Origin of the sequence: Sphingobium mellinum, assembly GCF_037860795.1 — a bacterium.
Taxonomy (GTDB): Bacteria; Pseudomonadota; Alphaproteobacteria; order Sphingomonadales; family Sphingomonadaceae; genus Sphingobium; species Sphingobium mellinum.
The window spans coordinates 41,405-65,776 of sequence record NZ_JBANRK010000017.1 but is presented as its reverse complement, the minus strand read 5'-3'; the positions used below and the strand labels follow the sequence as shown (position 1 = coordinate 65,776).

Annotated in this window: 24 protein-coding genes and 1 riboswitch; of the genes, 13 read left to right on the top strand and 11 right to left on the bottom strand. The window is 60.0% G+C overall.

All coding sequences use genetic code 11. From position 1 onward, the window contains the following. Nucleotides 1–180, top strand: a riboswitch (cobalamin riboswitch). This riboswitch is flagged as partial in the annotation. Between the two features lie 183 nt (nucleotides 181–363). From AAC640_RS15165 to AAC640_RS15145, 5 genes are all read left to right on the top strand, one after another. Then, entirely contained in the window at nucleotides 364–2,286 is a 1,923-nt protein-coding gene (locus AAC640_RS15165) for a TonB-dependent receptor plug domain-containing protein (protein WP_340267728.1), read from the top strand. A 131-nt stretch (nucleotides 2,287–2,417) separates the two neighbouring features. Further along, entirely contained in the window at nucleotides 2,418–3,206 is a 789-nt protein-coding gene (locus AAC640_RS15160) for an ABC transporter substrate-binding protein (RefSeq protein WP_340267726.1), read from the top strand. Then, a complete protein-coding gene (locus AAC640_RS15155) occupies nucleotides 3,203–4,186 on the top strand; it encodes a FecCD family ABC transporter permease (RefSeq protein WP_088182792.1) in 984 nt (327 codons plus the stop codon). Before AAC640_RS15160 ends, AAC640_RS15155 begins: the two co-directional genes overlap by 4 nt. Continuing rightward, nucleotides 4,183–4,950 carry an ABC transporter ATP-binding protein gene (locus tag AAC640_RS15150; protein ID WP_088182791.1) on the top strand — a complete coding sequence of 256 codons (768 nt, stop codon included), beginning with the start codon at nucleotides 4,183–4,185 and terminating at the stop codon, nucleotides 4,948–4,950. Before AAC640_RS15155 ends, AAC640_RS15150 begins: the two co-directional genes overlap by 4 nt. A gap of 11 nt (nucleotides 4,951–4,961) precedes the next feature. Continuing rightward, a complete protein-coding gene (locus AAC640_RS15145; RefSeq protein ID WP_088190860.1) occupies nucleotides 4,962–5,945 on the top strand; it encodes a DUF6925 family protein in 984 nt (327 codons plus the stop codon). 214 nt (nucleotides 5,946–6,159) lie between these two features. On the opposite strand, the gene AAC640_RS15140 is transcribed toward AAC640_RS15145, so the two are convergent. From AAC640_RS15140 to AAC640_RS15120, 6 genes are all read right to left on the bottom strand, one after another. Continuing rightward, on the bottom strand, nucleotides 6,160–6,324 hold the full coding sequence (locus tag AAC640_RS15140) for a hypothetical protein (RefSeq protein ID WP_340267718.1): 165 nt from the start codon (nucleotides 6,322–6,324) through the stop codon (nucleotides 6,160–6,162). Nucleotides 6,325–6,353: 29 nt separating this feature from the next. Beyond that, complete coding sequence (locus tag AAC640_RS15135) at nucleotides 6,354–7,247, bottom strand: zeta toxin family protein (protein WP_340267716.1); 894 nt, start codon at nucleotides 7,245–7,247, stop codon at nucleotides 6,354–6,356. 8 nt (nucleotides 7,248–7,255) lie between these two features. Then, nucleotides 7,256–7,552: a hypothetical protein gene (locus AAC640_RS15130; protein ID WP_206378017.1), complete on the bottom strand. Its 297-nt coding sequence runs from the start codon at nucleotides 7,550–7,552 to the stop codon at nucleotides 7,256–7,258. 301 nt (nucleotides 7,553–7,853) lie between these two features. Next, nucleotides 7,854–8,183 carry an MmcQ/YjbR family DNA-binding protein gene (locus tag AAC640_RS18405; RefSeq protein WP_422795005.1) on the bottom strand — a complete coding sequence of 110 codons (330 nt, stop codon included), beginning with the start codon at nucleotides 8,181–8,183 and terminating at the stop codon, nucleotides 7,854–7,856. Then, on the bottom strand, nucleotides 8,176–8,607 hold the full coding sequence (locus AAC640_RS15125) for an SRPBCC family protein (RefSeq protein WP_184477538.1): 432 nt from the start codon (nucleotides 8,605–8,607) through the stop codon (nucleotides 8,176–8,178). Before AAC640_RS15125 ends, AAC640_RS18405 begins: the two co-directional genes overlap by 8 nt. Before the next feature lie 64 nt (nucleotides 8,608–8,671). Continuing rightward, nucleotides 8,672–11,629, bottom strand: coding sequence for a Tn3 family transposase (locus AAC640_RS15120; RefSeq protein ID WP_184477539.1), 2,958 nt, complete (start codon nucleotides 11,627–11,629; stop codon nucleotides 8,672–8,674). A 138-nt stretch (nucleotides 11,630–11,767) separates the two neighbouring features. Here AAC640_RS15120 and AAC640_RS15115 point away from each other — a divergent pair, with 138 nt between their 5' ends. Both AAC640_RS15115 and AAC640_RS15110 read left to right on the top strand, forming a co-directional pair. After that, nucleotides 11,768–12,343: a recombinase family protein gene (locus tag AAC640_RS15115; RefSeq protein ID WP_322790393.1), complete on the top strand. Its 576-nt coding sequence runs from the start codon at nucleotides 11,768–11,770 to the stop codon at nucleotides 12,341–12,343. Between the two features lie 10 nt (nucleotides 12,344–12,353). Then, complete coding sequence (locus tag AAC640_RS15110; protein WP_184477543.1) at nucleotides 12,354–12,620, top strand: hypothetical protein; 267 nt, start codon at nucleotides 12,354–12,356, stop codon at nucleotides 12,618–12,620. Between the two features lie 549 nt (nucleotides 12,621–13,169). On the opposite strand, the gene AAC640_RS15105 is transcribed toward AAC640_RS15110, so the two are convergent. Both AAC640_RS15105 and tnpC read right to left on the bottom strand, forming a co-directional pair. Further along, nucleotides 13,170–14,090 carry a phytanoyl-CoA dioxygenase family protein gene (locus AAC640_RS15105; RefSeq protein ID WP_184477544.1) on the bottom strand — a complete coding sequence of 307 codons (921 nt, stop codon included), beginning with the start codon at nucleotides 14,088–14,090 and terminating at the stop codon, nucleotides 13,170–13,172. Between the two features lie 134 nt (nucleotides 14,091–14,224). Beyond that, nucleotides 14,225–15,574 carry an IS66 family transposase gene (tnpC, locus tag AAC640_RS15100; RefSeq protein WP_184477546.1) on the bottom strand — a complete coding sequence of 450 codons (1,350 nt, stop codon included), beginning with the start codon at nucleotides 15,572–15,574 and terminating at the stop codon, nucleotides 14,225–14,227. Nucleotides 15,575–16,046: 472 nt separating this feature from the next. Between tnpC and AAC640_RS15095 the strand changes: the two genes are divergently transcribed. From AAC640_RS15095 to AAC640_RS15075, 5 genes are all read left to right on the top strand, one after another. Then, nucleotides 16,047–17,522, top strand: coding sequence for a cytochrome P450 (locus AAC640_RS15095; protein ID WP_221232741.1), 1,476 nt, complete (start codon nucleotides 16,047–16,049; stop codon nucleotides 17,520–17,522). A 9-nt stretch (nucleotides 17,523–17,531) separates the two neighbouring features. Beyond that, nucleotides 17,532–18,281: a class I SAM-dependent DNA methyltransferase gene (locus AAC640_RS15090; RefSeq protein WP_184477547.1), complete on the top strand. Its 750-nt coding sequence runs from the start codon at nucleotides 17,532–17,534 to the stop codon at nucleotides 18,279–18,281. A 42-nt stretch (nucleotides 18,282–18,323) separates the two neighbouring features. Then, the gene (locus tag AAC640_RS15085) at nucleotides 18,324–19,019 is read left to right on the top strand and encodes a sulfotransferase family protein (protein ID WP_184477549.1); all 696 of its coding nucleotides are present in this window, start codon (nucleotides 18,324–18,326) and stop codon (nucleotides 19,017–19,019) included. 24 nt (nucleotides 19,020–19,043) lie between these two features. Then, the gene (locus AAC640_RS15080) at nucleotides 19,044–19,943 is read left to right on the top strand and encodes a sulfotransferase domain-containing protein (protein ID WP_340267699.1); all 900 of its coding nucleotides are present in this window, start codon (nucleotides 19,044–19,046) and stop codon (nucleotides 19,941–19,943) included. A gap of 138 nt (nucleotides 19,944–20,081) precedes the next feature. Beyond that, nucleotides 20,082–20,300 carry an MmcQ/YjbR family DNA-binding protein gene (locus tag AAC640_RS15075; protein WP_340267697.1) on the top strand — a complete coding sequence of 73 codons (219 nt, stop codon included), beginning with the start codon at nucleotides 20,082–20,084 and terminating at the stop codon, nucleotides 20,298–20,300. A 45-nt stretch (nucleotides 20,301–20,345) separates the two neighbouring features. Here the strand turns inward: AAC640_RS15075 and AAC640_RS15070 are convergent, their stop codons facing one another. Beyond that, nucleotides 20,346–21,008: a DUF6884 domain-containing protein gene (locus AAC640_RS15070; protein WP_340267695.1), complete on the bottom strand. Its 663-nt coding sequence runs from the start codon at nucleotides 21,006–21,008 to the stop codon at nucleotides 20,346–20,348. A gap of 56 nt (nucleotides 21,009–21,064) precedes the next feature. Beyond that, nucleotides 21,065–23,197, bottom strand: a complete 2,133-nt coding sequence (locus tag AAC640_RS15065) for a ParB/RepB/Spo0J family partition protein (RefSeq protein ID WP_340267693.1) — start codon at nucleotides 23,195–23,197, stop codon at nucleotides 21,065–21,067. Between the two features lie 376 nt (nucleotides 23,198–23,573). On the opposite strand from AAC640_RS15065, the gene AAC640_RS15060 reads away from it, so the two are divergent. Then, on the top strand, nucleotides 23,574–23,861 hold the full coding sequence (locus AAC640_RS15060) for a hypothetical protein (RefSeq protein ID WP_340267691.1): 288 nt from the start codon (nucleotides 23,574–23,576) through the stop codon (nucleotides 23,859–23,861). A 26-nt stretch (nucleotides 23,862–23,887) separates the two neighbouring features. On the opposite strand, the gene AAC640_RS18400 is transcribed toward AAC640_RS15060, so the two are convergent. Then, the gene (locus tag AAC640_RS18400) at nucleotides 23,888–24,355 is read right to left on the bottom strand and encodes a hypothetical protein (protein WP_422795004.1); all 468 of its coding nucleotides are present in this window, start codon (nucleotides 24,353–24,355) and stop codon (nucleotides 23,888–23,890) included. Nucleotides 24,356–24,372: the final 17 nt, after the last annotated feature.

The following is a 24,372-nucleotide window of genomic DNA, read 5'->3' as shown; positions in this document are numbered from 1 at the left end:
GTCACTCAAATCCGCAGCTGTCCCTGCAACTGTAAGCGGCGAGCGCGATGCACATGTGCGGACGGGAGTACCCGAGCCGCCAGCCACTGGGCCGGATGCTAAATCCTGCAAGGCCTGGGAAGGCCGTGCATCAAGCTTTGACCCGTGAGCCAGGAGACCTGCCAGCGCACCGGTCGCTCTTGCCATGGTCCAGGGGATGGTCACGGCACGGTAATTCTCCGTCTGAGCGACGAAGCTATGCGGCGGGGCCGCACGGTTGCTTGGCAACGGGCGCTTTTTGGCGTCCGCTCGTCGTCGCGCGCCGACCGGAGTATGCCGGTACGCCCCACCGCTCACGTTGCTCGTGCGCCAAGGGGGAATACCATGAAGACCATAGTTACATCCGTGATAGCGCTTGCAGTGGCCGCACCAGCCTATGCGCAGTCAGCTTCCACTTTTTCCAACCAAGACCAGATCGTCGTCACCGCCAGTCGTTCGGGCGATGGCGTCAAGGTAAGCCAACTCGGTGCCTCCGTAACTATCCTTGACGCACAGGCTCTCGAAACACGCCAGACCCGCGTCGTGTCGGACATCCTGCGCGACGTACCCGGTGTGGCTGTGAGCCGCACGGGCGCGATTGGTGGCCTGACCCAGCTTCGCTTGCGCGGTAGTGAAGGCAATCAGGTTCTTGTCCTTATCGACGGGATCGAAGCTGCCGATCCCTATTATGGTGAATATGATTTCGGCACGCTAATCGCTGACCCGGAAGCGCGGATCGAAGTGCTTCGCGGCCAGCAATCCTCGCTTTACGGCTCTGACGCCATCGGCGGTGTGATCCATTACATGACCCTGTCGGGTGCCGAAGCTCCCGGCTATACCGCCCGTTTGGAAGGCGGTTCTTTCAACACCTACACCGGCAGTGCCCGCGCTGCCGGTGTATCGGGCGATCTCGATTATGCCGTTTCGTCTTCCTATTATCACACAGGAGGGACCCCTACCGCACGCAATGGTTCACGCGATGTCGGATCGGATAGCCTTGGCCTCAGCGCGAAGCTGATTTGGACACCAGGAGACAATCTCAAGATCACAGGTGTCGGCCGCTACAGCTATACTGACGCCGATACCAATGACAGCGAGAGCAATTCGGCCAGTCCACTATTCGGCTACACCGTCGACAGTCCTGGTGTGCATTACAGGAACAAAGCCTTTTACGGTCTGGTCAGCGTCGAACACACAGCCCTCGACGGCCGATGGACCAATATCCTTTCAGGGCAGATCGCAGATACGACGCGCGACGGTTATACCGCCGCAGGCTTCGATTATGGCGACAAGGGCCAGCGCTATAAGGGATCGTTTACCAGTAGCCTGCGCTTTGGAACCGATACAGTTGTTCATCGAGTGACCGCAGCGGTTGATGTCGAGCGCGAGCAGTTCCAGAACACCACGCCATCCCCCTTCGTTTTTGAGGGCAAACGGCACACCGATAATGTTGGCCTGGTCGGGCAGTATGAATTGCTGGTCAACAATGCCCTGTCGCTCGGTGGCTCCATCCGCCGGGACGAGAATAACCGATTTGACGACGTGACGACATGGCGAGTCCAGGGCAGCTATGCCTTTGCCACCGGCACCCGCGTTCGCGGTGCCTTTGGTACGGGCGTCAAGAACCCAGGCTATTACGAACTCTACGGCTATTCCGACGGCAAATATATCGGCAATCCGAACCTCAAGCCCGAAAAATCAGAAGGCTGGGAAGCCGGGATCGAGCAGACGATCGGTGGCAACTCGACAATCGGCGTGACCTACTTCGACAGCCGGTTGAAGGACGAGATATACACGACCTATCCTGCGCCGGCCTATATCGCGACGCCAGGCAATAGGGCGACAGAGTCAAAGCAACACGGCATCGAAGCGTTCGTCAGCGCGCGGCCAATCCCGCAACTTCGCTTGGACGCGGCCTACACCTATCTCAAAGCCCGCGAGAATGGGATCGTCGAAGTGCGCCGTCCTAAGCATATCGCCAGCTTCAATGCGACGGTGTTCTCAAAGGATGAGCGTTTCTCCGGCACGCTGACACTGCGCTACAATGGTCGACAGAGCGACGTGGCTTATACCGATCCCAGCTATATTCCCGTGCGCGTGTCGCTCCGCGAATACGTTTTGATGAACGTCAACGTAGAATATAAGCTGACTTCCAGGATCGCGGTGTTTGGCCGCGTCGAAAATCTGCTCAATGAGAACTATGAGGAAGTGTTCAGCTTCGCAACGCCGGGCCGTGCGGCCTATGGCGGCGTGCGCGTCCACTTCTGATGAAAAGGGTCGGCATCCTGGTGGGGGTGTTGATGGCCGTACTGCCAATTTCTGTTGGCAGCGCGGCCCATCCCCCGGCTTCTCCCGCTCAGACATTACCCGCACCGGCTCAGCCAGGGCGGGTAATGTCGATGAATCAATGCACCGACCAACTGGTGCTGGCATTGTTGCCGCCTGAGCGCATCGCCTCGGTCACTTGGTTGTCTCGCAATCCCGGTGGATCGCTGATGGCAGACCAGGCCAAGCGGGTAGGCGTCAATCATGGTCTGGCAGAGGAAATCATCCGCCAAAAGCCGGACCTTGTCGTCGCGGGCAGCTTCACCACACCGGCGACACGGGGTCTGCTCAAGCGTCTGGGCTTTCCGATGATCGAAGTCGGCGCTGCAAATAATTTCGCCGAAATTCGAACGATCACCCGACAGGTAGCGATGGCCGTAGGCGAGCAAGCCCGGGGAGAAGCATTGATTGTGCGTATGGATGCGCAACTGAACGCTATTCCCAAAGGCCCCAGGCGGCCAATTCGTGTCGCGGCTTGGGACGGATCGGGATTCAATGCCGCGAGGGGGACGCTCTATGATGCGATCCTCCACGCCGCAGGCGCTGAGAATGTGGCGAACCAACCACCAGCGTTAACCTACGGCGCGCCGGATGCCGAAGTGCTGCTAAAGACGGCTCCCGCGCTTCTGGTACAGGGCATGCCGACCGACGAAAAACCGGGCCTTCGCGCCAATCTGGCGCGGCACCCCTTGGTCCGCCAATATTGGGCGGGAGCTCGGACAGTCCATATAAGGCAAGCCTGGTATATTTGCGGCACCCCGATGGTCGGGGATGCCGTTCTGGCGCTGCAAGGCCAGCTTCGCACTGCCATGGCGGACATCAAATCGCCTTTGCCCTTTGCTGTTCGAAAGGCGACAAAATGAAGCGCTGGCTCATCCCCATTTTGCTTGCGTTGCTCCTGTTCGCTGTGGCTGCATCGCTTCTGGCTGGAACGGTTTGGCTTAGGCCCCACGACGTTGCCAAGGCGCTTGCCCACCGGCAGGATGACCTAACTGGCCTGATCCTGACGCAAATCCGCCTGCCGCGTGTCATATTAGCTATCATGGTGGGTGCCATATTGGGCCTGTCAGGGGCCGTTCTTCAGGGACTGCTGCGCAATCCGTTGGCCGAGCCTGGGACGCTTGGCGTATCGGCGGGCGCGGCGCTGGGGGCGGTTATCGCCATCTATTATGGTTTTGCGACCAGCTTCATTCTTGCAACGCCGCTGTTTGGGCTGGTGGGCGGTTTCATCACCGCAGGGCTGGCGATGATATTGTCGCGCAATGGCGGAACGCTATCGTTGATCTTGGCGGGTGCGGCGGTCTCCAGCATATCTGGCGCGGGCGTCAGCCTCGCGCTCAATCTCTCACCCAATCCCTACGCCGCTTATGAGATCATGACCTGGCTGATGGGATCGTTGACCGATCGCAGTTGGGACCATGTTCGGCTTGCAGCACCGTTCATCGCTGTTGGTGGCGCCCTGCTGCTCCTCACCGGTCGAGGCCTCGATGCACTGGCGCTGGGAGAGACTCAGGCCGAAAGTCTGGGTATCCATGTTGGGCGCACGCGCTTGTTGGCACTGTTCGGTACGGCGCTGGGCGTCGGCGCCGCAACGGCCGTGGCGGGCATGGTAGGCTTTGTCGGCCTGATCGCGCCGCATGTGGTGCGTCCATTGGTCGGGCATAGACCGGGCAAGGTTCTGCTGCCTGCCGCGCTGGTTGGAGCAACTCTGGTCGTATTGGCCGATATCGCAACCCGGCTGCTCATATTCGGCATCCCGATCAATCTGGGCGTCTTCATCAGCGTGATCGGCGCGCCCTTTTTCTTGTGGCTGATCCTGCATGTCCGGAGCCGTACCGCATGAGCGCGTTGACCCTAGAGCATATATCCGTCCGGAGGGCAGGGCAGACCGTGTTGGACGGGGTGGATGTAACCTTTCAAGCAGGACGCCTCACAGCCGTGATCGGCCCCAATGGCGCGGGCAAAAGCACTTTGCTGGATGTCGCTGCGGGCCTGCTCAAGCCACAAGGCGGGGCTGTACGAATGGGCGGCGAGAATCTGACTGCAATCGGCAGGCGCGCGCTTGCCCAGCGGCGTGCTTACCTTCCGCAGCGAGCCGTCGTGGACTGGCCCATCAGCGTGGAGCGCGTCGTCGCTTTGGGCCTGACGCCATCGCTGCCGACCTTCGGCGCCCTGCCCGCCGCAATGCAGCCTGCCATCGATAAAGCGCTTTTGGATTGCGACCTCATGAACTTGAGGGATCGACCTGCAACGCGACTATCAGGCGGCGAACTGGCGCGCGCGATGCTCGCGCGAGCCATCGTTAGCGACCCGGAACTCTTGATCGTTGACGAGCCTACCGCTGGCCTCGATCCGCGTCACGCGGTCGACGCAACCCGGCGCTTGCGGGCCCGCGCGGATGCGGGCCGCACCGTGGTGATGGCGATCCATGACCTCGATCTGGCCCTGCGCTTTGCCGACGAAATCGTTGCGGTGCGCGAGGGTCGCATATTGGGCAGCGGCCCAGTGGCCGAAATCATGACTGAGCCTCTGCTATCCCGGCTCTACGATATCGATGTCCGACTGGTGCGCGATCCAACCGGTCTATTCGTCCGCTTCATCGACTAAAGGTGAATATCATGCACCCTGTACCCTTCGACCTTATTGCCGATTTGGCGCTTGATCCGGCCAATGGCTGGAGCATTGGGAGCTTCGGCGCGATCGGTGAATTTGTTCGCGACGTCGGCGAACCTGCGGCAATCAATCATAACGCTAACGGCATAGAGATCGTCACCGCTCGCGGCGGTATGCGGATCGATGCGAAGGCAAACCTGTCTGCGCTAGCTTGGGACAGTTTGTCCGCCGATGGGGAAAGCTGGAGCCATTCTCTGGCCTTCTGCGTCGCCCGACCAGACTCCACGAACCGGGGCATTATGCCTCTTGGTCCCGATCGGCATGCCTTACGACCGGAGGACGCCAGTGCGCCGCTTTTTGACCTTGGCGTCGGCTGTGGGGCGGTTTCCATGTGTCTGCGAACGGCAGATACAGCGTTGATCGATATTCTCAATCGAGCGGAAGGACAGTCCATGTTCTCGGTTGCGGGCTTGACGGTCGAACTTCTGCGCGCCCAACCGAACAGAGTCATGTTGTCACCGGCAGGCCGCATCGAGGTGTTTCAGCATATACCCCCCGCAAACGGGAAATCACCGGAAGGTCCACATACTCATCTCCTCCCAAAATTGATCGTTAAGGATCGAGCGCATTCCGCCAACGTGCCAATCCCGGAGGGGTGGCAGTCGGCTCTGTCAGCGCATCCACGATCGCCCTGGCGCACGATGTTGGGAGAGAAGCATCCCTACGATCCCGCCATTGACGTCAAATTCGCACCGCTTCTGGCCAGCTACGCGCTGGAGGAGGATCGGGTCGTCGATAAGGATCTTCGCAACGCTATAGAAAGTGGGGCCACCCCTGAATTTGCGCACTGGCCGGAAACCCGTCGCGGTCGCACCAAAGGGCGGATTGTGCTGCGTCGCATGGCCGCTGCCGGGGACGATCGCGTGAAACCGTGGCGGGCGCTCCATGATCGTGCCCCGGTCGAATTGGAGGAAGACGAAGCGGTGTGATGCCGCTGGTCACGAGCGGGATTAAGCGCCGGGTTCTGGCGAAATCCATCATTCGCCGCAGCTTCCTAGAAGGCTGGAAAGTCCCACAAAGTGGCGTTGCGGAGGTGAGATGACGGGAAACCCGGTTTTCGTCACTCATGTGCGACAAACGGGCCTTTGCCGGCACCTCCACCCCGTCAATGCCAGTCCTCAGCGTATTTCTGATCCGTTCTACCTATTCGCTACGAAGGTATGGCAGGGCCGCATCGAGCGCTGCTTTTGCCTCTGGTAAGTAGCTTTGCCACATCGGCTTGCCTTCGAACTTGATGTTCTCGGGATGGCTCGCCAAACGGCAGAGCGCGCGAGCAGCGGCCTCCATAGCTTTGTTGATGTCGGGCATCGTATTCCCTTCACACAATTCCAAAAACGCTACCGCTCCCGGTCCTCGTCGCGCCGGGGAGGGGGCCTGTCCCTGCTCTGCGCCAGGTCGCCATTGCGCTGCGGATCTCGCGCGGGGATGACGCCGTGCTTTTGCAGGATGGGGGTCAGCCTCTCAATCTCTCGCTGCTTATATTGGGCTTCCTGCGGGGACAGGGGCCGACTGCGCTCCCTTTCCACCAGCTCGCGGGCGCGAGGCTCGCCGGCGCGCGCCGGCCCGCTGAGGTCGAAACTATGGATCACCTCGCCGCCGCGCCGATAGATCGTGAGCTTGTCGGCTAGTCGGCCATCCTGTATCCGGTCCACCGTGTCGAGCATCCCGTACAAAGCACTCTGGTGGGCCTCGGTGGTCGTCATCCGCCCGATGCCCCGACTCTCCTTCTGCTCCGCATAGCGCTGCAATACGCCAAGGCTCGACATTTCGGGGCTTACGGCAAGGGCGCGTGCATCCGTGCGGAACCCGGCATCCCTGAATTGCTGCAAGGTCGCCGCGACCGTCTCGGGGTTGCGCATCGTACCCTCCACCAGAACATTGACCCGCCGCTGTGCAGCCTCGGCAATGGCTTTTTCGACCAATCGACCAGAATCGCGGTCGGTATAGAAGGCTGCGGTTTTGTCGTCGGCGCGCTGCAAGTTCTTATAGTGAGGCAAAAAAGCGCGAAGATCGTCACCGATGATCTTCACCATTCCGCCGCTGCCCGCAAACTCTCGGGTAGCATGGTTCTGCATGGGAGTTTTGCCGGAGCCGGGTTGCCCGCCTAGAACAATCGCGGTCGGCTGCTCGACGCTCTCCGCACCCCTGAAAAGGCGGGGAGATACGCGGGTTTCATAGATTTTCTGTAGGGCGTCGGATGACAGGCTATGTCGTTCGGGGTCGCGGTCCATGCTGCTTCTTAGGCAGCGATGGGGACGGCCTCGGCGGCGTCACGCGCGCGAACGATGGCGCTATATTCAGAAAGAACTTGCCGGACATTTTCAGTGTCGGTCACGTTGAGCGAGTGCATGATTGCGGTCGCCTGATCCGTCCGCATTTCAAGCCATTCGATGCGCGCCGTGTTGGGTGCAGGCCGCTCCTGCTCAAGCGCGATCTGCTCGCTGTACCCGGCGATCACGTCATTGATGGCCTCAAGCGCGGCCTCGTAGGCAATCGCCTGATCTTGGGTCCACAGGGGGCCAGTTCCGCCGCTCATCGTCATGCCTTTCCTATATCATCAAGTCTTGAACGAATAAAGAACGGCGTCGATCCAGCGAAGGGGGCCGGTGGAGCGGGATGCTCCACCGGCCAGCACGACGAACAACCTTGGAGATTTCGCCTTCGTCCTCGGTTGCTCGGAAACTCATATATTTGCGGTGGCGCGCGATAACCAAGCCAACTGCTCACCTATCCCCAAGCCTTCCATCGGCGCAGTCGGGGTGACTGCACGAAAGTGACTTTTCCGTACGCCAAGGGAGAACGGATAGGGAACGACGGGAGTAGACGTGCACAGAGGATCAGCCGTCTTTCCGGTTTTTGAAATTCGCTGTGGCAACGGCTGTCCACGAAGCTTCGATCATTTCCGTCAAGCTGCTATCGGGAAGATCTGTCCATAGGAGGCGCGTCCAGCCCGTCTCCCCCCATCGGCCAGGCTCCGGCAGACAGGCATCAGGAAACGTTGCCCGTCCCCATTCTTGTAACGACAGGGGCAGTTTGAGCAGTGCGGTCAGGCCATCAGACGAAAGTTGGGCGAATATCTTTCCACCGACACGGAAGGATGGAGAACCGTGGTGAGGCTGTTCGATCGCACCGGGAAGTGCAAGCGCTCGGGTTCGGAAGTCACTCACCTTGTTCGCTAACGGCGCGGTTGAACCAACCGACGATCATCGCCCAAGCAGCTTCATCCTGGCTTTGTGCCTCGGCAGAGAGATGGCCTTCCGTTGCAACGATCATCTTCGTGCCTGCAGGCGAGGGTATGAAGCTCATATGGATCGTCTTTTCCACCTCTGGCTCCCAATCAGCCTTCCAAGTCCATTCGAGCCGTGTTGGTCGATCAATGGACACGTACATGCCCTCGGCCCCGAAACGCGCGCCATCAGGCGCCTCGAACTCCGCCCGCCAACTCCCCCCGTCTCGGAGATCGGCCGTCCATGATACGGTTTTGTAGACATTGGGGTCGCCCCACCAATCGACGATTTTCGCTCGATCGGTGAATCCGTCGAAAGCCCGGTCTGGTGAACAGCTAACTTCGAAATACTGCTCTGTTGGCATGTCGTCCCCCGGATTGCCTGGCTTGGTATGTTCTATTTGCTCGCTTCCTGCCCTGATAGATACATCAGGCCGCCAACAACGACGGCACCATACGAAGCGGTCTGAGCTGATCCGGCCCCGGTCTATCGTCCCGCTCCCAGCTATAGTCGCCGGTGAGTGCGATGTGCTCCCAACCCAGCGGCGCGATATGGCGGGCCACCTCGTCCGGCGTGCCGATGTCGGCCAATGCCTGTTCGAGATAGCGGATGTTCCACAGGATGATCGCGGCGACCAGCAGGTTGAGGCCGGAGGCGCGGTAGGACTGGTTCTCGAACCGGCGGTCGCGCAGCTCGCCGAGCTGGTTGAAGAACAATGCGCGAGCAAGCGCGTTGCGCGCCTCGCCCTTGTTCAGCCCGGCCTGGGTTCGCCTGCGCAGATCGATGTCCTGCAACCAGTCGAGCATGAAGATCGAGCGTTCGAGCCGCCCGACCTCGCGCAATGCCAGTGCCAGACCGTTCTGGCGCGGATAGGCGGACAGCTTGCGCAGCATCGCCGAGGCGGTGACGGTCCCGGTCCGGATCGAGGTGGCAAGCCGCAGCAGTTCGTCCCAATGCGCGGCTGCATGGTCGTGCGCGATCGGATCGCCGACCATGCCGGCGAGCAACGGCCCAGCTTCCTGACCGGGCAGCAGATGCAAGCGGCGCTCCTTGATATCGCGTAAGCGCGGCGCGAAGCGATAGCCGAAGAATGGCATCAGCCCGAATACATGGTCGGACGCGCCGCCCGTGTCGGTATAATGCTCTTCGATCGACAACCCGGTCTGGTGGTACAGCAAACCGTCGAGGACATAGGGAGCCTCGCCCGCGGTCGCGGCAATCACCCGCGAGCCGAACGGATCATACTGGTCTGAGATATGGGTGTAGAACGACACGCCGGGTTCGTTGCCGTTGCGGGCGTTAATATCGCTGATCGCGGCACCGCGCCCACCGGCGTGGAATTGCTGCCCGTCACTCGACGAGCTGATGCCGCTGCCCCATAATCTTGCAAGCGGCATCGCACGATGTGCGTCGATCAACCGCCCCAGCGCTTCGCCATAGGCGGCTTCGCTGATGTGCCAGTCATGCAGATGGGCGAGCTGGCGCAGGCTGGCGCCCCGGCAACTGTCCGCCATGCGGGTCAGGCCGAGATTGATGCCGTCGGCAAGGATGACGGTCAGCAGCGCGTTACGGTCATCTGCCGGTCGACCCGAACGCCGGTGGGTGAAACAGTCGCCAAACCCGGTCCACGTATCCACATCGAGGAGGATGTCCGTGATCTTCACGCGCGGAAGACGGTCATAGGCGGTGCGGCGTGCAACCTCGGCTGCGGGCGGCGTGATCGCCTTCAGCGGCGAGATCATCAAGCCGTTTTCGTCGAGCCGGACCTGCGGGAGTTCACCTTGCCGAGCCAGCACCGTCACCCGTTCGATCGCGCGGTCCAGTCGCCCACGGCGATCCTCGATATGACGATCGAACCCGGTTTCGATGGCGAGCGGAAGTGGCCCCTTTTCGCGCAACGCCGCGAAAGTGGCAGGTGGGATGAGATAGCTGTCAAAGTCGCGATACTGCCGGCTGCCCGCCACCCAGATATCGCCGGCCCGCAACCGATCGCGAAGCTGGGACAACGCACAGAGTTCATAACCCGCGCGATCGACGACACCGTCGCGGATCACGAACGGACGCCAGCCTGCCGGCACGAAGCGCAGCGGCACCTTGTCGGGCAGGCGCCGTTTCCCGGTGCGGTAGAGATCGGCGATGATGGCAAGCGCATCGAGGATGCCCTGCACGGGGCCGGCGCCGCGAAACGCAAACGCCCGCAGGAATTGCCCGGCGAACAGCCTCACCGTGCGATGCCGCTCGATCAATTCGGCCGTGCGGTCGATCGTCTCGGGGCGGACAAGGACTTCCGCCTGGGCGACAGCGGAGCCGAACCGTTCCCAGTCGAACGGGCCGATCCGCGCAAGGGAGTCGATACCATTGGCGTGAGCGTCGATCAGCACGCGGCAGCTATCGGTCAGGGCGCGCAGATGCCCCTGCATCTCGCGCACCGTCCTGATCGCCTTGTCGCGCGTCCGGTTCTCCGCGCGACGGGTCATGCTGCCGAGGAGCTTGTCGAACATGGTGAGTGCGGCGTCGGTCAGGCTTTCCTCAAGGCGAATGGTTGCGGCCGCAAGCGTCGCGTGACGGCGCATGGCCGCCAGTTCGCCGAGATGTTGCGGCGTGATCCGCACCGCCTCGTCCGCCAATCGATCGAACGCCACCGATGGGATCATGCCGGCACGCGCTGGGTCGAGGCCAAGCGTCCGGACATGATCGAGCCGTTCGAGCAGCCGCAGAATGTTGCGCGCTGCTGGCGACTGCGGTGCGTTGCGCAGCCAGGCCAGCCATGTCGTTCCCTGATCTGACCGCCGTGCCAGCAAGGCGTCGAACGCCACGAGCTTGTCGGCCTCGATGCCTTTGGTCAGGATTTCATAGGTGAGTTGTTCGGCCTGCTGGCGTGCGTGTCGGACGATCGCCTCGATGACATTCGGGGGCGGCAGCAGCACCCGTCGTCGTCGCAGCTCGTCGATCACGGTGCCGGCGAGCAGGAGAGGCTGGGCGACAGTCTGCGCGACCGGCATCGCGAACGCCACGATCGCGCGAAAGCGGTTCCGGTCGAAAGCCGCATGCCCGAAGTGCTGCATGAGATCGGCAAGATGCGCGCGGCGGGTTTCATCGCGACGGGCGTAATCGTCGAACGCCTTCGCCGGCACATCAATCTGCTCGGCGACAAAGGCGAGGATAGAGCTCGGTGGTTTCTCGCCGGCCTCCAGCACGCGGCCCGGCCAACGCATGTAGAGCAGCAGTAGCGCGAACCCGAGCCGGCTCGACGCTCCGCGCCGTTCGCTGACAAGATCGAGATCTTCGCGGCTGAGGGTGAAATGACGGGCGATTTCCCGTTCGTCGGTCGGGGGATCGTAATGCGGGGCGAGCGCCTCGCGTGTCAGCAACCGCCGCCTTGCCATGCGCTACGACCTTTCCAACCCTGTCCGTCAGACGGTCCTCTGGCGGCCAGCATTAATATGTCCGTCAACTCTGGACCCGCGATGGCGATTCGGACAAGAATGCAAATCGATGGGAAAACGGACAGATCGAGACCGACCGTGGCGCTGATCGGCTATGCGCGGGTCTCGACCGGCGACCAGAAGCTGGCGCTCCAGCATGATGCGCTGAACGCGGCCGGATGCGAGCGCACGTTCGACGACCACGCCTCTGGCGCGAAGACCGATCGGCCGGGGCTGGCCGAAGCGCTTGCCTATCTGCGTGCCGGCGACACGCTGGTCGTGTGGAAGCTCGACCGGCTCGGCCGTTCGATGAGCCACCTGATCGAGAAGGTCGGCGAACTGGCCGCGCGTGGTGTCGGTTTCCGATCGCTCACCGAGCAGATCGACACCACCACGTCGGGCGGGATGCTCGTGTTCAACATCTTCGGCTCGCTCGCCCAGTTCGAGCGCGACCTGATCCGCGAGCGCACCAACGCCGGGCTGAAGGCAGCGCGGGAACGGGGGAGCCTTGCCGGTCGGCGTCCGGTCATCACGCCTGACAAATTGCGTAAGGCGCGCGATCATATCGCGGCAGGGCTGACAGTTCGCGAAGCGGCCACGCGCCTCAAGGTCGGCAAAACCGCGCTCTACAAGGCGCTCGAAGGCACCGCTGCTAAAACCGCAGTCAAAGCATGAGGAAAGAGTGATGCACGAACGCGATCCCAGCATCGTCACCTCGAGCCTGTCTGGTTTCGTCACCGAGCAGGGCGTCACCGTGAGAGTGAACATCATCCGGTTGGAAAATGAGCCGGGCTGGTCGCTTGAGGTCGAAAACGAGCATGGAACGTCTACGGTCTGGGACGACCTGTTCGCGACTGATGATGCCGCGCATGCCGCTTTCCGTCAGACCGTCGATGAAGAAGGTATGCGCGCCTTCCTCGACCAGGCTGTCGTCATACCCTTCCGACGTTAGCACCGTCAGCGTTCGCCGTTCGTTCGATCCTAGCGTACGTAAACTTCACTTTCGTGCAGTGACCCCAGTACGCGTGGCCGGAAACGTCGTTAGCCCCAGATACTGCGCGCGCCAATCCCGCATCGACTCGAACCCCGCCGCTTTACAGAGGAAAGGCTACAAACATCCATGACCGGAGTCCCAAAATGTCGAAAAAGCTGCACGCCACACAAATTCAATCACTTAGAAAATTAGAACTGCCAGAAATGGCTGTTTTCCGCCATTCCCGCTACCGCTACTTTTGGGAAAAATGTTACGGGAACCCCGTATCGCATCGCATATCGCCATAGAGATCGAACGGCGAATTTGACCGGCATTGGCTCACAAGATGGAGTGCACCCACGCGACTATAAGGCGGCTGCGGCGCTGGTGTTTGGCGTAAAGTGCAACGTATCGTCGAGGCGCGCAGCTCAGACGATGACGGGGGGCAACTTTCTGTTTGACCGAACCTCAGTGTTATCCGATTGGCCCAAATGCACAAAGATTGAACTTGAGCCTGCGTTACGTTCGTCAAATCAGCCCGATTGGCGTGCTTTCCCCAATCCGGGCGGCGGCTGGCTCAACATAACCCATCGATCCTCTAGCACCCGCATAACCCAGGAGACACCGCTCTTCGTCAGAGAGGGCTTTGAATATTTCTGGCATGACATTCGCCGGCAAATTCTCGTACTGCCTGAGGAAGGGCAGTATGTAAGAACAGGAAATAGCATGCCGGGGAACCCCCGGCGCGACATGCGCGCCCGCTCCGTGCCATAAACGACCGTCCAAGATGAGCGCGCTGCCTGCCTTGCCCTCCACCGCCACGCTATCCATCGCGATAGCCGGCATGCCACCGTTCCGGAAAGGGTAGTCGGGTGCGGTATTGGGGCTACGCGACCAAGGCGGACGCGGCCAACGGTGCGAGCCTGGAACAACTATCGTGGCACCGTTCGCCTCGGTGAAATCACTGACCATCACGAGGATATTGGCCACATAGACCTTTGACGGATCAAATGGCAACTGGTCTTGATCCGTGTGCAACTTCTGGGCGGTCCTTCCAAGGTTCGTAATCTGAGCCGCAAGACCGGAAAGATTAAACTCGCGACCGCCTAGCACGTGCCGCACGCAAGCCAGAAGATTGGGGTCGTGCGCGATTTCGCGGAATGGCTCACCTTTGTTGTAGAGCATCATCACGATCTGTCGCGGAATCAGGACCGGATCGACAGTTTGGATTGTTTCCTTCGGCAGCGGCTTGTCATTTTCGTCATTCAAGAGAGCAATGCCCGCCAGGCGCTCTGCATGTGCCTGTTCAATCAGCCGCTTGCGAAGAACTTCCAGTCCGGAGCTCGTCACAACGTCGGCTAGGATCGCATAGCCAAATTGATCAAGATCGGCGTTAGCTTGCGATATGTCGCTCGTGGCCGTCGGCAATACCGTTGATTTAGCGTCCATGCGCCCTCTCGCGAAAAAATAAAATGGTTCCTCGGAAGGTTCGAAAGCAGGCTGACGAATAGCTTGATAGAATTCAAGTTGTAAACCCCATTCTCGAGTAATTGCTCACCGGGTTGTGGCTGGTGACAGGCAGATCAGGCGACGGCGAAGTTTCCATCGACGAGGTCCCGGATAGCGTCGAGAGCGGATTTTCCGCTGAGACGGGCGGTACCGGTGACGGAGCGGTAGCCGGCGTGGATTTGGGCGCCCCAGTCCGAGCGGAAGCCGTTGGTGACCTTTCGGAACACGACTGACGGGCGGATTTCACGCTCGGAGATATTGTTGGTGGCCGGCACCTCGCGGTTGGTGAGGAACACGAAGAATTTCGTCCTCCAGGCCTTGATCTGCCTGAGCAGGATGCGGCCGGCGGGATGCGCGACCGGCGCGCGCATCAACTGGGAGAGTTTGGTGTCAGCCTTGGCGGCATAGCTTGCCAGGGTGGAGGACTTGAGTTCGTGTTGTCGCTTGCCGACCCGGATAGCCCATCGCAGGTGATCGCGGATTTTTGGAGCGAAGATCGTATCGCCGCAGTCGATGGCATATTGAACATCGCGCAGTACGTGGGCGAGGCAGACCTGGTGGGCTTTGCCGAGTTCCTGCTGTCCGGCATAGCGATCCGAAATCCAGACGTCGGGCTGGTGACCACCGAGCACCTCTTCGGCAACGCTGCGAGCTCGGCGTGGGGCGATCTTGTGCAGGACGGCCTTGTCCGAGATGAACACCCACTGCCACTGGGTGATGCCATTGGTCCGGGTCGTCGTCTCGTCCGAAGCGATGATCCGGGCCGAGAGCAGCGTGTCGCCAATCGCTTTGGTGGCAGCGGCCATGTCCTGGCCCATGCGACGGAAGATGTCGGCGATGGCGCCTTCGGAGATGACCATCCCGAAGAGTTCGGCCGCGATCCGCGACAGCCGCTCGAAGCCGACATGATGGCTGTGGTGCAGATACGTCAGCAGCGACCGGATTCCCGGCCCGAACGGCGTGCCGGGCGGCATTCCTGCCGGCGCTTGCGCGCGATAGCGTTGCCCGCAGCCGCGGCAGCGACCACCAAAGAGTTCGATCCGCGTCACGATCGGCGCGATCGGCGGCAGATCAATATGATCGTAACGATGCCGGCAGTGCTGGGTCTGCGTCGACACATCGGTCCCGCAATGACCGCAAGCATCGGCGATGACGCGCTCGGTCTTGTCTGGCGCATCCGCCAGGGGCCGTGCTTTCCCTTCGCGTGGCGGGCGCTTGCCTGCCGCCGCTTTGCCGCGCTCCTTGCGGCCAAACTCGTCCTTCGAGGGCGGAATATGGGAATTGGTCGATGTCTTGCGCGGCTTGCCGACCAAGGCCTCCAGCTCGGAAATCCGTGCTGCCATCCGCTCGATCATCTCCTGCTGCTGAAACAGCAGGCTATCCTTCTCGGCTTCGCTCAGACCAAGGCGCGGCGGGATCGACATGTGCAGGGTGAATCAAATCCGCCCCACCTGCGCAACACCTTTCTGCCAACCAGGTGAGCAATTACATTCTCGAAGAGGATGACAAATATGGTTCCATTGCGATGGAACCGATCCTGTCATAAAAACGAAATATATTAGACATGCCTGCGGTCTTTTTCCATTTGTCGTATCGGATTAACGGCGTGCCGCATACCCTATTGCATCCAATCTGCGAATGATAGCTGTTGATAACACACCCAATTGACGACTCGGCAAGGTGTTTTATCAATTGGGTGGGCCGCCAACGAGCTAATAGGAGCAAGATATGAAGAAGCTTATCTCCGCATTCATCAAGCCATACAAGAAAAATAGCCGCAATCTGCGGTATATTTACACATACTAACTTCGTTAACGATGTCCCGGTCGGCGATTTATCGTTGCCCGGGACTTCTATTCTATCGCCATTATTGATGGGTAAAAATGACACGTCTTAATGGCGGCGCTTATCAAATATATCGTCTATAACTTATATCGGTTTCTGTTAAAATTACTTAAGATATTTTTATTCTATGAACTTATATTCATTAATAAGCTCATGAGGTTGTCAGTGTATTCAACTGAAAAATCCCAGAGTGATATTCCTCGTATAAAAAGTAAATTGTTTTCTAATAACTCTTCCCTCTTTAGAAAAGACCCACTTTATTTTTTATCTCAATGCCATTATTTTAGCAGCTGCCTGGTTGAGATTGACGATAACGTATATGTTGTAACCGACCCCGGGCTTATCGAAGCGATTTTTCACGAAAAGGACGGTGTTTTCGTCAAATCGCGCCCAGATGAAGATTTGGGAATGGTCAATTTTCCCGCTTCGGTCATGAACAGTGCTGGTGAAAACTGGCGCCGGAAACGTAAGTCGCTGCAGCCGGGTTTCCATCTCGAACGGGTCGAGCGAGGCGTAGAAAAAACAGTTGAGATCGCGGAGCGTCATCTTGCTCAATGGGGTACGGATGTTTTGCATACCGATGTCAGAAAAATACTGCAGCTTTTATGTTTGGATGTCGGCAGCCAATATCTTTTCGGAACCACGCTCGCTGATGACGAACGCGCTTCGTTTGTCACGCTTGCCGATGCGATCATGGTGAAAACACGCGACCGGAAACGCTTTCCAATCCAGCTATTTGATCGGGCGGAAGCTCGCCTAACTACCGCCCGGCACAATGCGAGCGGCGTTGCCCGTGCAGCGCTCGCCCGCACACAGCAATGGCGCTTAAACAATGGGCGGCCGTTGGTCGAATCCTCAGAAGCGGCCCGGGATGGGACGGACGACTGGTTGTGCGACGAGTTTTGCGCGATGGTCCTGTCTGGGCTGGAGCCTATGGCTGCGGCGCTTGCCTGGACCCTGCACCTGCTAACGCTGCATCCCGATGCCATGCGACGGGTGACAGGGGAAGTCGATGTCGTCGCATCGACGCGGGGCGCTTGGGAATCCTCAGGCGCCGGCTCGCTCGACCTTGCCGCGATGGCCGAGACCATGGCCGCACTGAAGGAAGCCCTGCGATTGTTCCCGCCGGCTTGGCTGACTGGTCGGATCGTCTCCAAGGATACGACGCTGGGGGGCTTCTTCCTCGGGGAGGGCAGCGCGCTGATGATCAGCCCCTGGGTCAATCACCGCAGCGCCCGCCATTTTGACTTGCCCGGACACTATCGGCCGGAACGCTGGCTGGACGGCAAGCTGGAGCAGCGATTGCCGCGCTATGCTTTCTTCCCGTTTGGTGGAGGCAGCCGTCGATGCATCGGCGACCATTTCAGCATGACGCATATGATGGCGATATTGTTCTGCATCTTGAGGCGCTTTGCGTTGAACGCCGCACCGGGTGCCAAGGTACGGCCCTATCCTGCACTCGTTCTACGCCCCATGGGTATAGCCATGATTTTAACACACCGCGCCGCAGACGGCCGGGACAGATAGGAACTGCTGATGACGGTTCGCGCGGTCAATCACTACGATAGCTATGCCGAATTCTACGACAGCTGGCAGGACCACTGGTCGGAGAGCGTCATGAACCCCTGCGTGGATGCGCTCGCGCAAATCGCCGACGGTCGCCCGACGCTCGAACTCGCCGTCGGAACGGGGCGCATCGCCTTGCCGCTTTCCGCGCGCGGGCTTGAGGTTTCCGGTGTGGACCTCTCTGAGGCAATGCTTGAACGGTTGAAGCGAAAGCCGGGGGCAGAGAAGCTGTCCCTCGTTCTGGGCGACATGGCGGACGTGCCATTAGAAGGGCCATTCGGCCTCATCTATTGCGTGGCGTCCTTCAATTATCTTCTAACGCAGGACGACCAGCTGCGCCTCTTCGCCAATGCAGCGAATCGCCTAGCCAGCGGCGGATCGCTGGTGATTCAGACGATTATTCCCAACGAATCGATCTTCAGCGGGGATTTCCGTCTCAATCGCATGTGGGACCTTCCCTCGGGCGAAAACGAAATGGCATCCGTCCAGCTCATGGGCGTGAAAGGCGATCTGGTTTCCCAGGTGCTGGAGCAGCGCATCATCGTAATCGGCGAGCGCCCCAAGGTGTATCACCACCGGATCCGCTACGTATGGCCGAGCGAACTGGACCTGCTCGCGCGGTTGGCAGGGCTCGCGCTGCAGGGGCGATGGAGCAACTGGCAGGAGGACGCCTTCGTCTCCACGAGCCGCACGGTGATCTCGGAATATCGGAAACCCTGACCGCCCATCGTTGGCTACCATAGACCAGATAGGGGAAATGACATGAGCCTTCGCGTTATCGGTGCCGGGTTGGGGCGGACCGGCACCTTGTCTCTGAAGCTCGCGCTGGAACAACTCGGGATCAGCCCCTGCTATCACACGATGGAAATCGCCGCGATGGTGCGCACCGCTCTGCCGCTTTGGAACGACGCCATCAGGGGCGCGCCGGATTGGAACCGGATCTTCACCGGATACCGCGCGACCGTTGACTATCCGGGCTGCCTGTTCTGGCGCGAATTGATGGCACACTATCCGCAGGCGAAAGTCATTCTGACAACGCGCGACCCGGACAGTTGGTTCGAATCGGTCACCGAAACGATCTTTCCGGTTAAACGGAAAGGAACGCTGCTGGGCAGGGACGGCCTTGCGCTCAGCGATTTTCAGCGCAGGGATTTCGGCGACCACATCGGCGACCGGGCATTCATGACCGACTATTTCCGGCGCTGGAATCAGGCGGTCATCGAGGAAGCTCCCGCCGACCGCCTGCTCGTGTTCGACGCAAAAGACGGATGGGATCCGCTCTGCGCGTTTCTTGGCATTGCCCGCCCCGATGCCGCTTATCCCTGGCTGCACGCGCGCGAAAAGAAATCGCGCTGGATGGCGTTCCGCAGGCGGTCAATGCCGGAGCAGAAGCCCGACGAGCTTGAAAGCAATGTCCGCAACTATCTCGACGACCTTCGCGAATCCACATTTCGTTGACGCATGGAGCCCGGGGAGGCCGACATGGACACAAGCTACCGCCCTCGCAAGAAACAGGAATATACAAGCCGCTTTTTCGATTCCACGATCTGGAATGATCTGAGATATCGCGATGATGACGTTGTTGTTGCAAGCTACGCCAAGGCCGGAACGACCTTAGTTCAGCAGATCCTTGCCCAGCTGATTTTTGACATGGACGAGGAAGTGTCTGTTTCGAATATTTCGCCGTGGCTGGACTCGGTCTATCCGGAAAAGAAAGTAAAACTGGATCTGATCGCGGCGCAAGATCACCGCCGTGTTTTCAAGACACACCTGCCCATCGATGCGCTGGTCTTCTCGCAGAATGCCAAATATATTTACGTTGGACGTGACGGCCGGGATATCGTCTGGAGCCTTTACGATCATCAGGTCGCGGTCAGCCAGGATGCGCGGTTGCCCCTGGAGACGGGCGCGGGTTCCTCCGGACGTCTGCGGGTGGTTGCTCCGCCGCCGCCCTCGATCCTCGATTATTTCGACACCTGGCTCGAGAAGGATGGCCATCCGTTCTGGCCTTTTTGGGAAAATGTGCAGTCCTGGTGGCAGGCGCGGATGCTGCCCAATGTGCTGTTCGTGCACTATTCTGATCTGATCGCGGACTTGGACGAACAAGTCCGCAGGATCGCAGCCTTTGTAGAAATCCCGCTGGCCCAAGACAGGCTGCCGTTGATCTTGCGCAACTGCGGCCTCGACTACATGAGGGCGCATGCTGGCAGGTACGTTCCTCATGGAACGGGCCTGTGGAAGGAAGATGGCAAGGCGTTCTTCAACAAGGGACAAAACGGAAGGTGGATCGACATGCTCCCGCCCAAGGCTAATGCCAAGTTTAAACAGCGTGCGATTGCTGAACTTGGCATCGATTGCGCGCGATGGATGATGTCCGAATAATGGGGGCCTGGTCGCTGCAAGGAAACGCCCGATCGGAAGGTCGACACGACCTTCAACCGCATTCTCAATAATACCAAGTTCGGCGGATCATGACCCATCTGCCCAAATTCGTAGGTCGATGGACATGATCCGCCACGGTTGATCGACGAGACGGTTCCAGACGAAGCAACAATTGCACTTCCCGGTGCGATCGAACAGCCTCACCACGGTTCTCCATCCTTCCGTGTCGGTGGAAAGATATTCGCCCAACTTTCGTCCGATGGCCTGACCGCACTGCTCAAACTGCCCCTGTCGTTACAAGAATGGGGACGGGCTGGACGCGCCTCCTATGGACAGATCTTCCCGATAGCAGCTTGACGGAAATGATCGAAGCTTCGTGGACAGCCGTTGCCACAGCGAATTTCAAAAACCGGAAAGACGGCTGATCCTCTGTGCACGTCTACTCCCGTCGTTCCCTATCCGTTCTCCCTTGGCGTACGGAAAAGTCACTTTCGTGCAGTCACCCCCAGTCGCGCGCGCTGCGATGCTCGGCCACAACGGATCGCGATAGCTGCGGCCAGCAAGAACGATCAGGGGGGCGGCCACGTCCACAACCCGGGCCAGCTCGTCCAGCACGCGAGCGCCCCAAAGGCGGCGAGCGGGAGCGTCCATCGCCCCAAGGGTCGCATCATAGGGTTCGATAACCGTGCCGGGGGCGATCAGGCCATGCTTTGCCGAAAGGATCAGCCAGGGCGATCCGTTGCGCTCGACATAGGCGCGAGCCTTGCGAAACCACGGGGAGATATAAAGCTCGCGCGCCTCGGCGGCGTGATCCATCTTTGCGGCAACGCAAGCGACGAGATAGACGGGGAGGGGGGCCGGTGCTTCCCCGAGAACGGTTTTCCGGTCCACGTCGCCAAGCCAAGGGGTGATGGCCCATTTCGTGATAGCGCGAAGCGCCTTCGCCCCTACGGGTTTCCGCTCGGTTGCGTGGCTGATCGTAGGCCCTCCGAACAAGTCAGGCTGTTCGCCAATGACGTGGACAGGCGGGATATAACGGGGTTCGCGGATGCAATGGCGGGCCATGGTGGTCCCTCTTTCTGCGTAGGAATGGGCGGGGGACCGAAGCCCCCCGCTCTGGATCAAGCGGCCTCGTCGTCCTGATCCTCGTCCCCCAGCTCGTCGGCTTCATCGGCCTCCGGTTCCTCCTTGGCGGGGAGAGGTTCAACGGTGGCGCTCTCCATGAAGTCGGGGAGCCAGTTCACCGCCTCGGCAACATCGTCGGGATGAAGGCCAAGCAACTTGGCGTCCTCTTCGTCGCAATTCGCGATGCGGGCACAGAGGGCGGCGGTTTCGTTGCCCTTCATGCCCTTGGCGCGATCTGCCAGACCCCACGTTTCGAGAAGAGCAAGCCGGGCCTTGTTGGAGAAGGTGTTGAAAAACGCCTCGTCCATCTCGACGGTATCGCGCCAGCGTCCGAAACCGGCCTCGGCCTCGATGCTGTTGGCAAGCTCACGGACCATGCGCGGGGTGCGACCATCAGAATAAACCGAAGTGGTCGCCATGAGCATATGACCGGCGATCATCGCCGCCACCTTGTTCTTGTCCGTATCGGGCAGATTGCGAAACAGCGCAAAACCCTCAATCGGATCGCGGGCCGTCATCCATTCGCCCGACGCCAAGCCCTCCTTGGTGGTGCGCCATGCGACACGCTCGGGGCGGCTCCCGACTAGATCGTGAATCTTGGTGGTGCCGTCCTCATCGTGCGGAAGATCGTTGATGCCCTGATGCTCGCCATGAAAATAGACGGTGTTCCCATAGCCCTGCGCCGGGGTTAGGATCGTGCGGGCCTGCGTGAACAGCATGAAGTCGAGCGCAAGTGACGAACCGGCGGATGCGGACTGCATAAGCTCGGCCCGGATCATGTCGCGCCGGATCAACATCATGACCTGCATGTTGTCCTTCGATAGCCCGAAACGCGCGCGCTCGGCCTCTGCCGGTGTCGGCGCTGGCTTGGTTTCGCGCTGCTCGGTCGCGCCCTTGGGCAGTTCCGCACCTTTCGCCGCGCGATCTGCAAACCACAGCTCTACGTCAAAACTGCCATCGTTCTCGATGGACGCGACGGCAACGACCGCGCCCTTCTTGGGCAGGATGATAGTGCGCTGCGCGTCCAGCTCGGCAATTTCGCTCGCCAACTTCTCGTAAGTCTCTTCCTGATCGGCCAGCGGCTCGTCATCCTCCCCGATCATCGCAGCGAGGCGCGTTTCCATCGACGCATAGATTTTCGCGAGGTCTTTGGGGAGGTCGCCCCGCTTCGGATTGCGAATGCGAAGCTCATGGTCGGTCGAAAGATAGCCGTATTGCTTGATCTGCGGAGGTGTCGCCGCCCACGAAAACTGTAGGTCGGCAAGCCCCCATTTCTCGCCAAGCACACGGCCATTGCGGGAGATATTATGCTCGAACCGATCCTTATCCTCGGTCATGCGCTGCTCGACTAGCTGGTGCAGCACATCGGGACTTTGGACGATGCCAGCGCCATCCTGCGCGAACAGGTCAGCCTCAAATTGCCCGCCTGCTTCGCGGTAAGCCTCGACGCCGACATAGCACATTAGCTTGGTCAGTTCGTGATTGCCGGAGTTCATTGCCTTGCGGATGGCACTCGCATTCTTCTCGTGCGGGCGGGTCGCCTCCTTCTCTAACTGACGATAGACGGCGATCTGTAGCGAACGATCCTCGGTGGCCGCATAGGCTTGTGCCTGGGCATCATCAATTTCGCCCGCACTGTAGAGGTCCATGATTTCCGGGTGCAGATTCGCAATCCGCATGATCCGCGCCGTTCGGGCCACATCATAGCCGAACATCGCGCCTAGCTCTTCTAGGGTCGCTTCGGGGCGCTCGGCCCGTATGGCAGCGAACCCCATATACACATCGGGCAAGGCCATTGCCTCGCGCGCGCGGTTTTCGGCCATGCTGATCTCTGTGACCTTGCTCAAGTCCTCGACCTTCATGCACGGGAAAGTCAGTGCCTTTCGGGTCGCGTCGGCCTCGGCCAACGCGGTGAGAAGGCGACGGCGGCGATCACCAGCGATTACCTCATATCCGCCCGCCTCGCGCTGGATCACGACCATGGGTTGAATAAGACCAACGGACAGCAGGGAAGCGGAGATTTCGGCATCGCTCGCGGCGCTGGACGGTTTCTTGCGAACATTCTGCTCGCTGCGGTGAAGTTGATCGACTGTCAGGTGCAGGATCGTGGGCTTTGAAGTCTTAGCCATTGTGCTGTTTCCCTTCTTAAAATGGAGCCGAAGGCGATGGCCCCATCGACTTCTGCCAAGTGGCGAACTGGGTCGGGGAATGGCGCAAATACGGGCTGATCGCGGGGGAGGGGGATCACCCGCCCTGCACAGAGCGAAGCGACGGAAGGGCGGGGAAACCCCCGCGATCACCAAGCGGAGCCGCGCAGCGGCGGAGACGGCCAGGCCCTTGCGCCAGGGGGCAGGAACAGGCCCCGGTCTTGCAAACAGCGCGGCGGCTTTGCCGCCACAATCACGCCTACCTGGCTATCCGTGCGTGGTGCAAGTACCGCGTTGGGCCGCGTAACTCTTGCCCTCGAAGGCGAGAAAGATATGCTGGGGGCAAAGGGAGTAGATCATGCTGACGGAAACCCGGTACGCCTATAATGAAACGTCATTATTGGCGGTCCAGTATATCATGCTGGCTCAAATGATCTTCGTCGGCGTGGCGGTCTCTCTCCATGTGATTTCATCACTGGCGGGCTTTAGCGGCTTGTTTGAAACGCCCGCGCTATTGGCAATCTCGCAGCCAGTGATGAAAGTCTTAGTTCTGCCAGGAGTTGGCTGGGCCGCTGGTTTGATCGCGACATGGATGGCGGGGACGATGGCTTTTCCGACAGCAGCTATCAAATGGCGGGTAACGTAGCGGGGCAGCTCGCGTGCCTCATGCTTCTACCGTCCACGCTGGGAATCTGACGGAAGATCTCGCGCGAAACAAACCATATCCCGGCGCCAATACCGATCCCATCTCAGGACGGTGCGGGTTGCCAGCATCGCGCAACTGAGATTGCGACCGTCGCTCATTTGGCAAAATGCTCCGGTGCGGCTGCCCCCGGCGCTGCCGGTGGACAAGCATTTCATCGTGGGGGCGTGGACGCGGACATGATCGTATCGAGCGCCGCGAAAGCGGACTGAGCCGCGCGATCCGCCAAGGACATTGACCAGCGCGCGCATTGCTGCGTCGGCCGACGAGTTCGGGCAGGGCTGTCCAGGGCGACAACTGTTGTCGCGTTCACGCGCGGCGATCCCGGCGATGCGAATGCGCGGACCTTCGGCGCACCAAACCGGCCCGTCTCCATCAGCAACGAGCGTCGGGGTACAAGCGAACAAAAGCCCTGCGGCGACCAATGATGTTGCCATGGTCGATTCCTTTCATG

Excerpts from the sequence above, each read along its gene's own strand:
- AAC640_RS15165 (WP_340267728.1), top strand. The coding sequence starts at position 364 with ATGAAGACCATAGTTACATCCGTGATAGCGCTTGCAGTGGCCGCACCA.
- AAC640_RS15160 (WP_340267726.1), top strand. The coding sequence starts at position 2,418 with ATGAATCAATGCACCGACCAACTGGTGCTGGCATTGTTGCCGCCTGAG.
- AAC640_RS15155 (WP_088182792.1), top strand. The coding sequence starts at position 3,203 with ATGAAGCGCTGGCTCATCCCCATTTTGCTTGCGTTGCTCCTGTTCGCT.
- AAC640_RS15150 (WP_088182791.1), top strand. The coding sequence starts at position 4,183 with ATGAGCGCGTTGACCCTAGAGCATATATCCGTCCGGAGGGCAGGGCAG.
- AAC640_RS15145 (WP_088190860.1), top strand. The coding sequence starts at position 4,962 with ATGCACCCTGTACCCTTCGACCTTATTGCCGATTTGGCGCTTGATCCG.
- AAC640_RS15140 (WP_340267718.1), bottom strand. The coding sequence starts at position 6,324 with ATGCCCGACATCAACAAAGCTATGGAGGCCGCTGCTCGCGCGCTCTGC.
- AAC640_RS15135 (WP_340267716.1), bottom strand. The coding sequence starts at position 7,247 with ATGGACCGCGACCCCGAACGACATAGCCTGTCATCCGACGCCCTACAG.
- AAC640_RS15130 (WP_206378017.1), bottom strand. The coding sequence starts at position 7,552 with ATGAGCGGCGGAACTGGCCCCCTGTGGACCCAAGATCAGGCGATTGCC.
- AAC640_RS15125 (WP_184477538.1), bottom strand. The coding sequence starts at position 8,607 with ATGCCAACAGAGCAGTATTTCGAAGTTAGCTGTTCACCAGACCGGGCT.
- AAC640_RS15120 (WP_184477539.1), bottom strand. The coding sequence starts at position 11,629 with ATGGCAAGGCGGCGGTTGCTGACACGCGAGGCGCTCGCCCCGCATTAC.
- AAC640_RS15110 (WP_184477543.1), top strand. The coding sequence starts at position 12,354 with ATGCACGAACGCGATCCCAGCATCGTCACCTCGAGCCTGTCTGGTTTC.
- AAC640_RS15105 (WP_184477544.1), bottom strand. The coding sequence starts at position 14,090 with ATGGACGCTAAATCAACGGTATTGCCGACGGCCACGAGCGACATATCG.
- tnpC (WP_184477546.1), bottom strand. The coding sequence starts at position 15,574 with ATGTCGATCCCGCCGCGCCTTGGTCTGAGCGAAGCCGAGAAGGATAGC.
- AAC640_RS15095 (WP_221232741.1), top strand. The coding sequence starts at position 16,047 with ATGGCGGCGCTTATCAAATATATCGTCTATAACTTATATCGGTTTCTG.
- AAC640_RS15090 (WP_184477547.1), top strand. The coding sequence starts at position 17,532 with ATGACGGTTCGCGCGGTCAATCACTACGATAGCTATGCCGAATTCTAC.
- AAC640_RS15085 (WP_184477549.1), top strand. The coding sequence starts at position 18,324 with ATGAGCCTTCGCGTTATCGGTGCCGGGTTGGGGCGGACCGGCACCTTG.
- AAC640_RS15080 (WP_340267699.1), top strand. The coding sequence starts at position 19,044 with ATGGACACAAGCTACCGCCCTCGCAAGAAACAGGAATATACAAGCCGC.
- AAC640_RS15070 (WP_340267695.1), bottom strand. The coding sequence starts at position 21,008 with ATGGCCCGCCATTGCATCCGCGAACCCCGTTATATCCCGCCTGTCCAC.
- AAC640_RS15065 (WP_340267693.1), bottom strand. The coding sequence starts at position 23,197 with ATGGCTAAGACTTCAAAGCCCACGATCCTGCACCTGACAGTCGATCAA.
- AAC640_RS15060 (WP_340267691.1), top strand. The coding sequence starts at position 23,574 with ATGCTGACGGAAACCCGGTACGCCTATAATGAAACGTCATTATTGGCG.
- AAC640_RS18400 (WP_422795004.1), bottom strand. The coding sequence starts at position 24,355 with ATGGCAACATCATTGGTCGCCGCAGGGCTTTTGTTCGCTTGTACCCCG.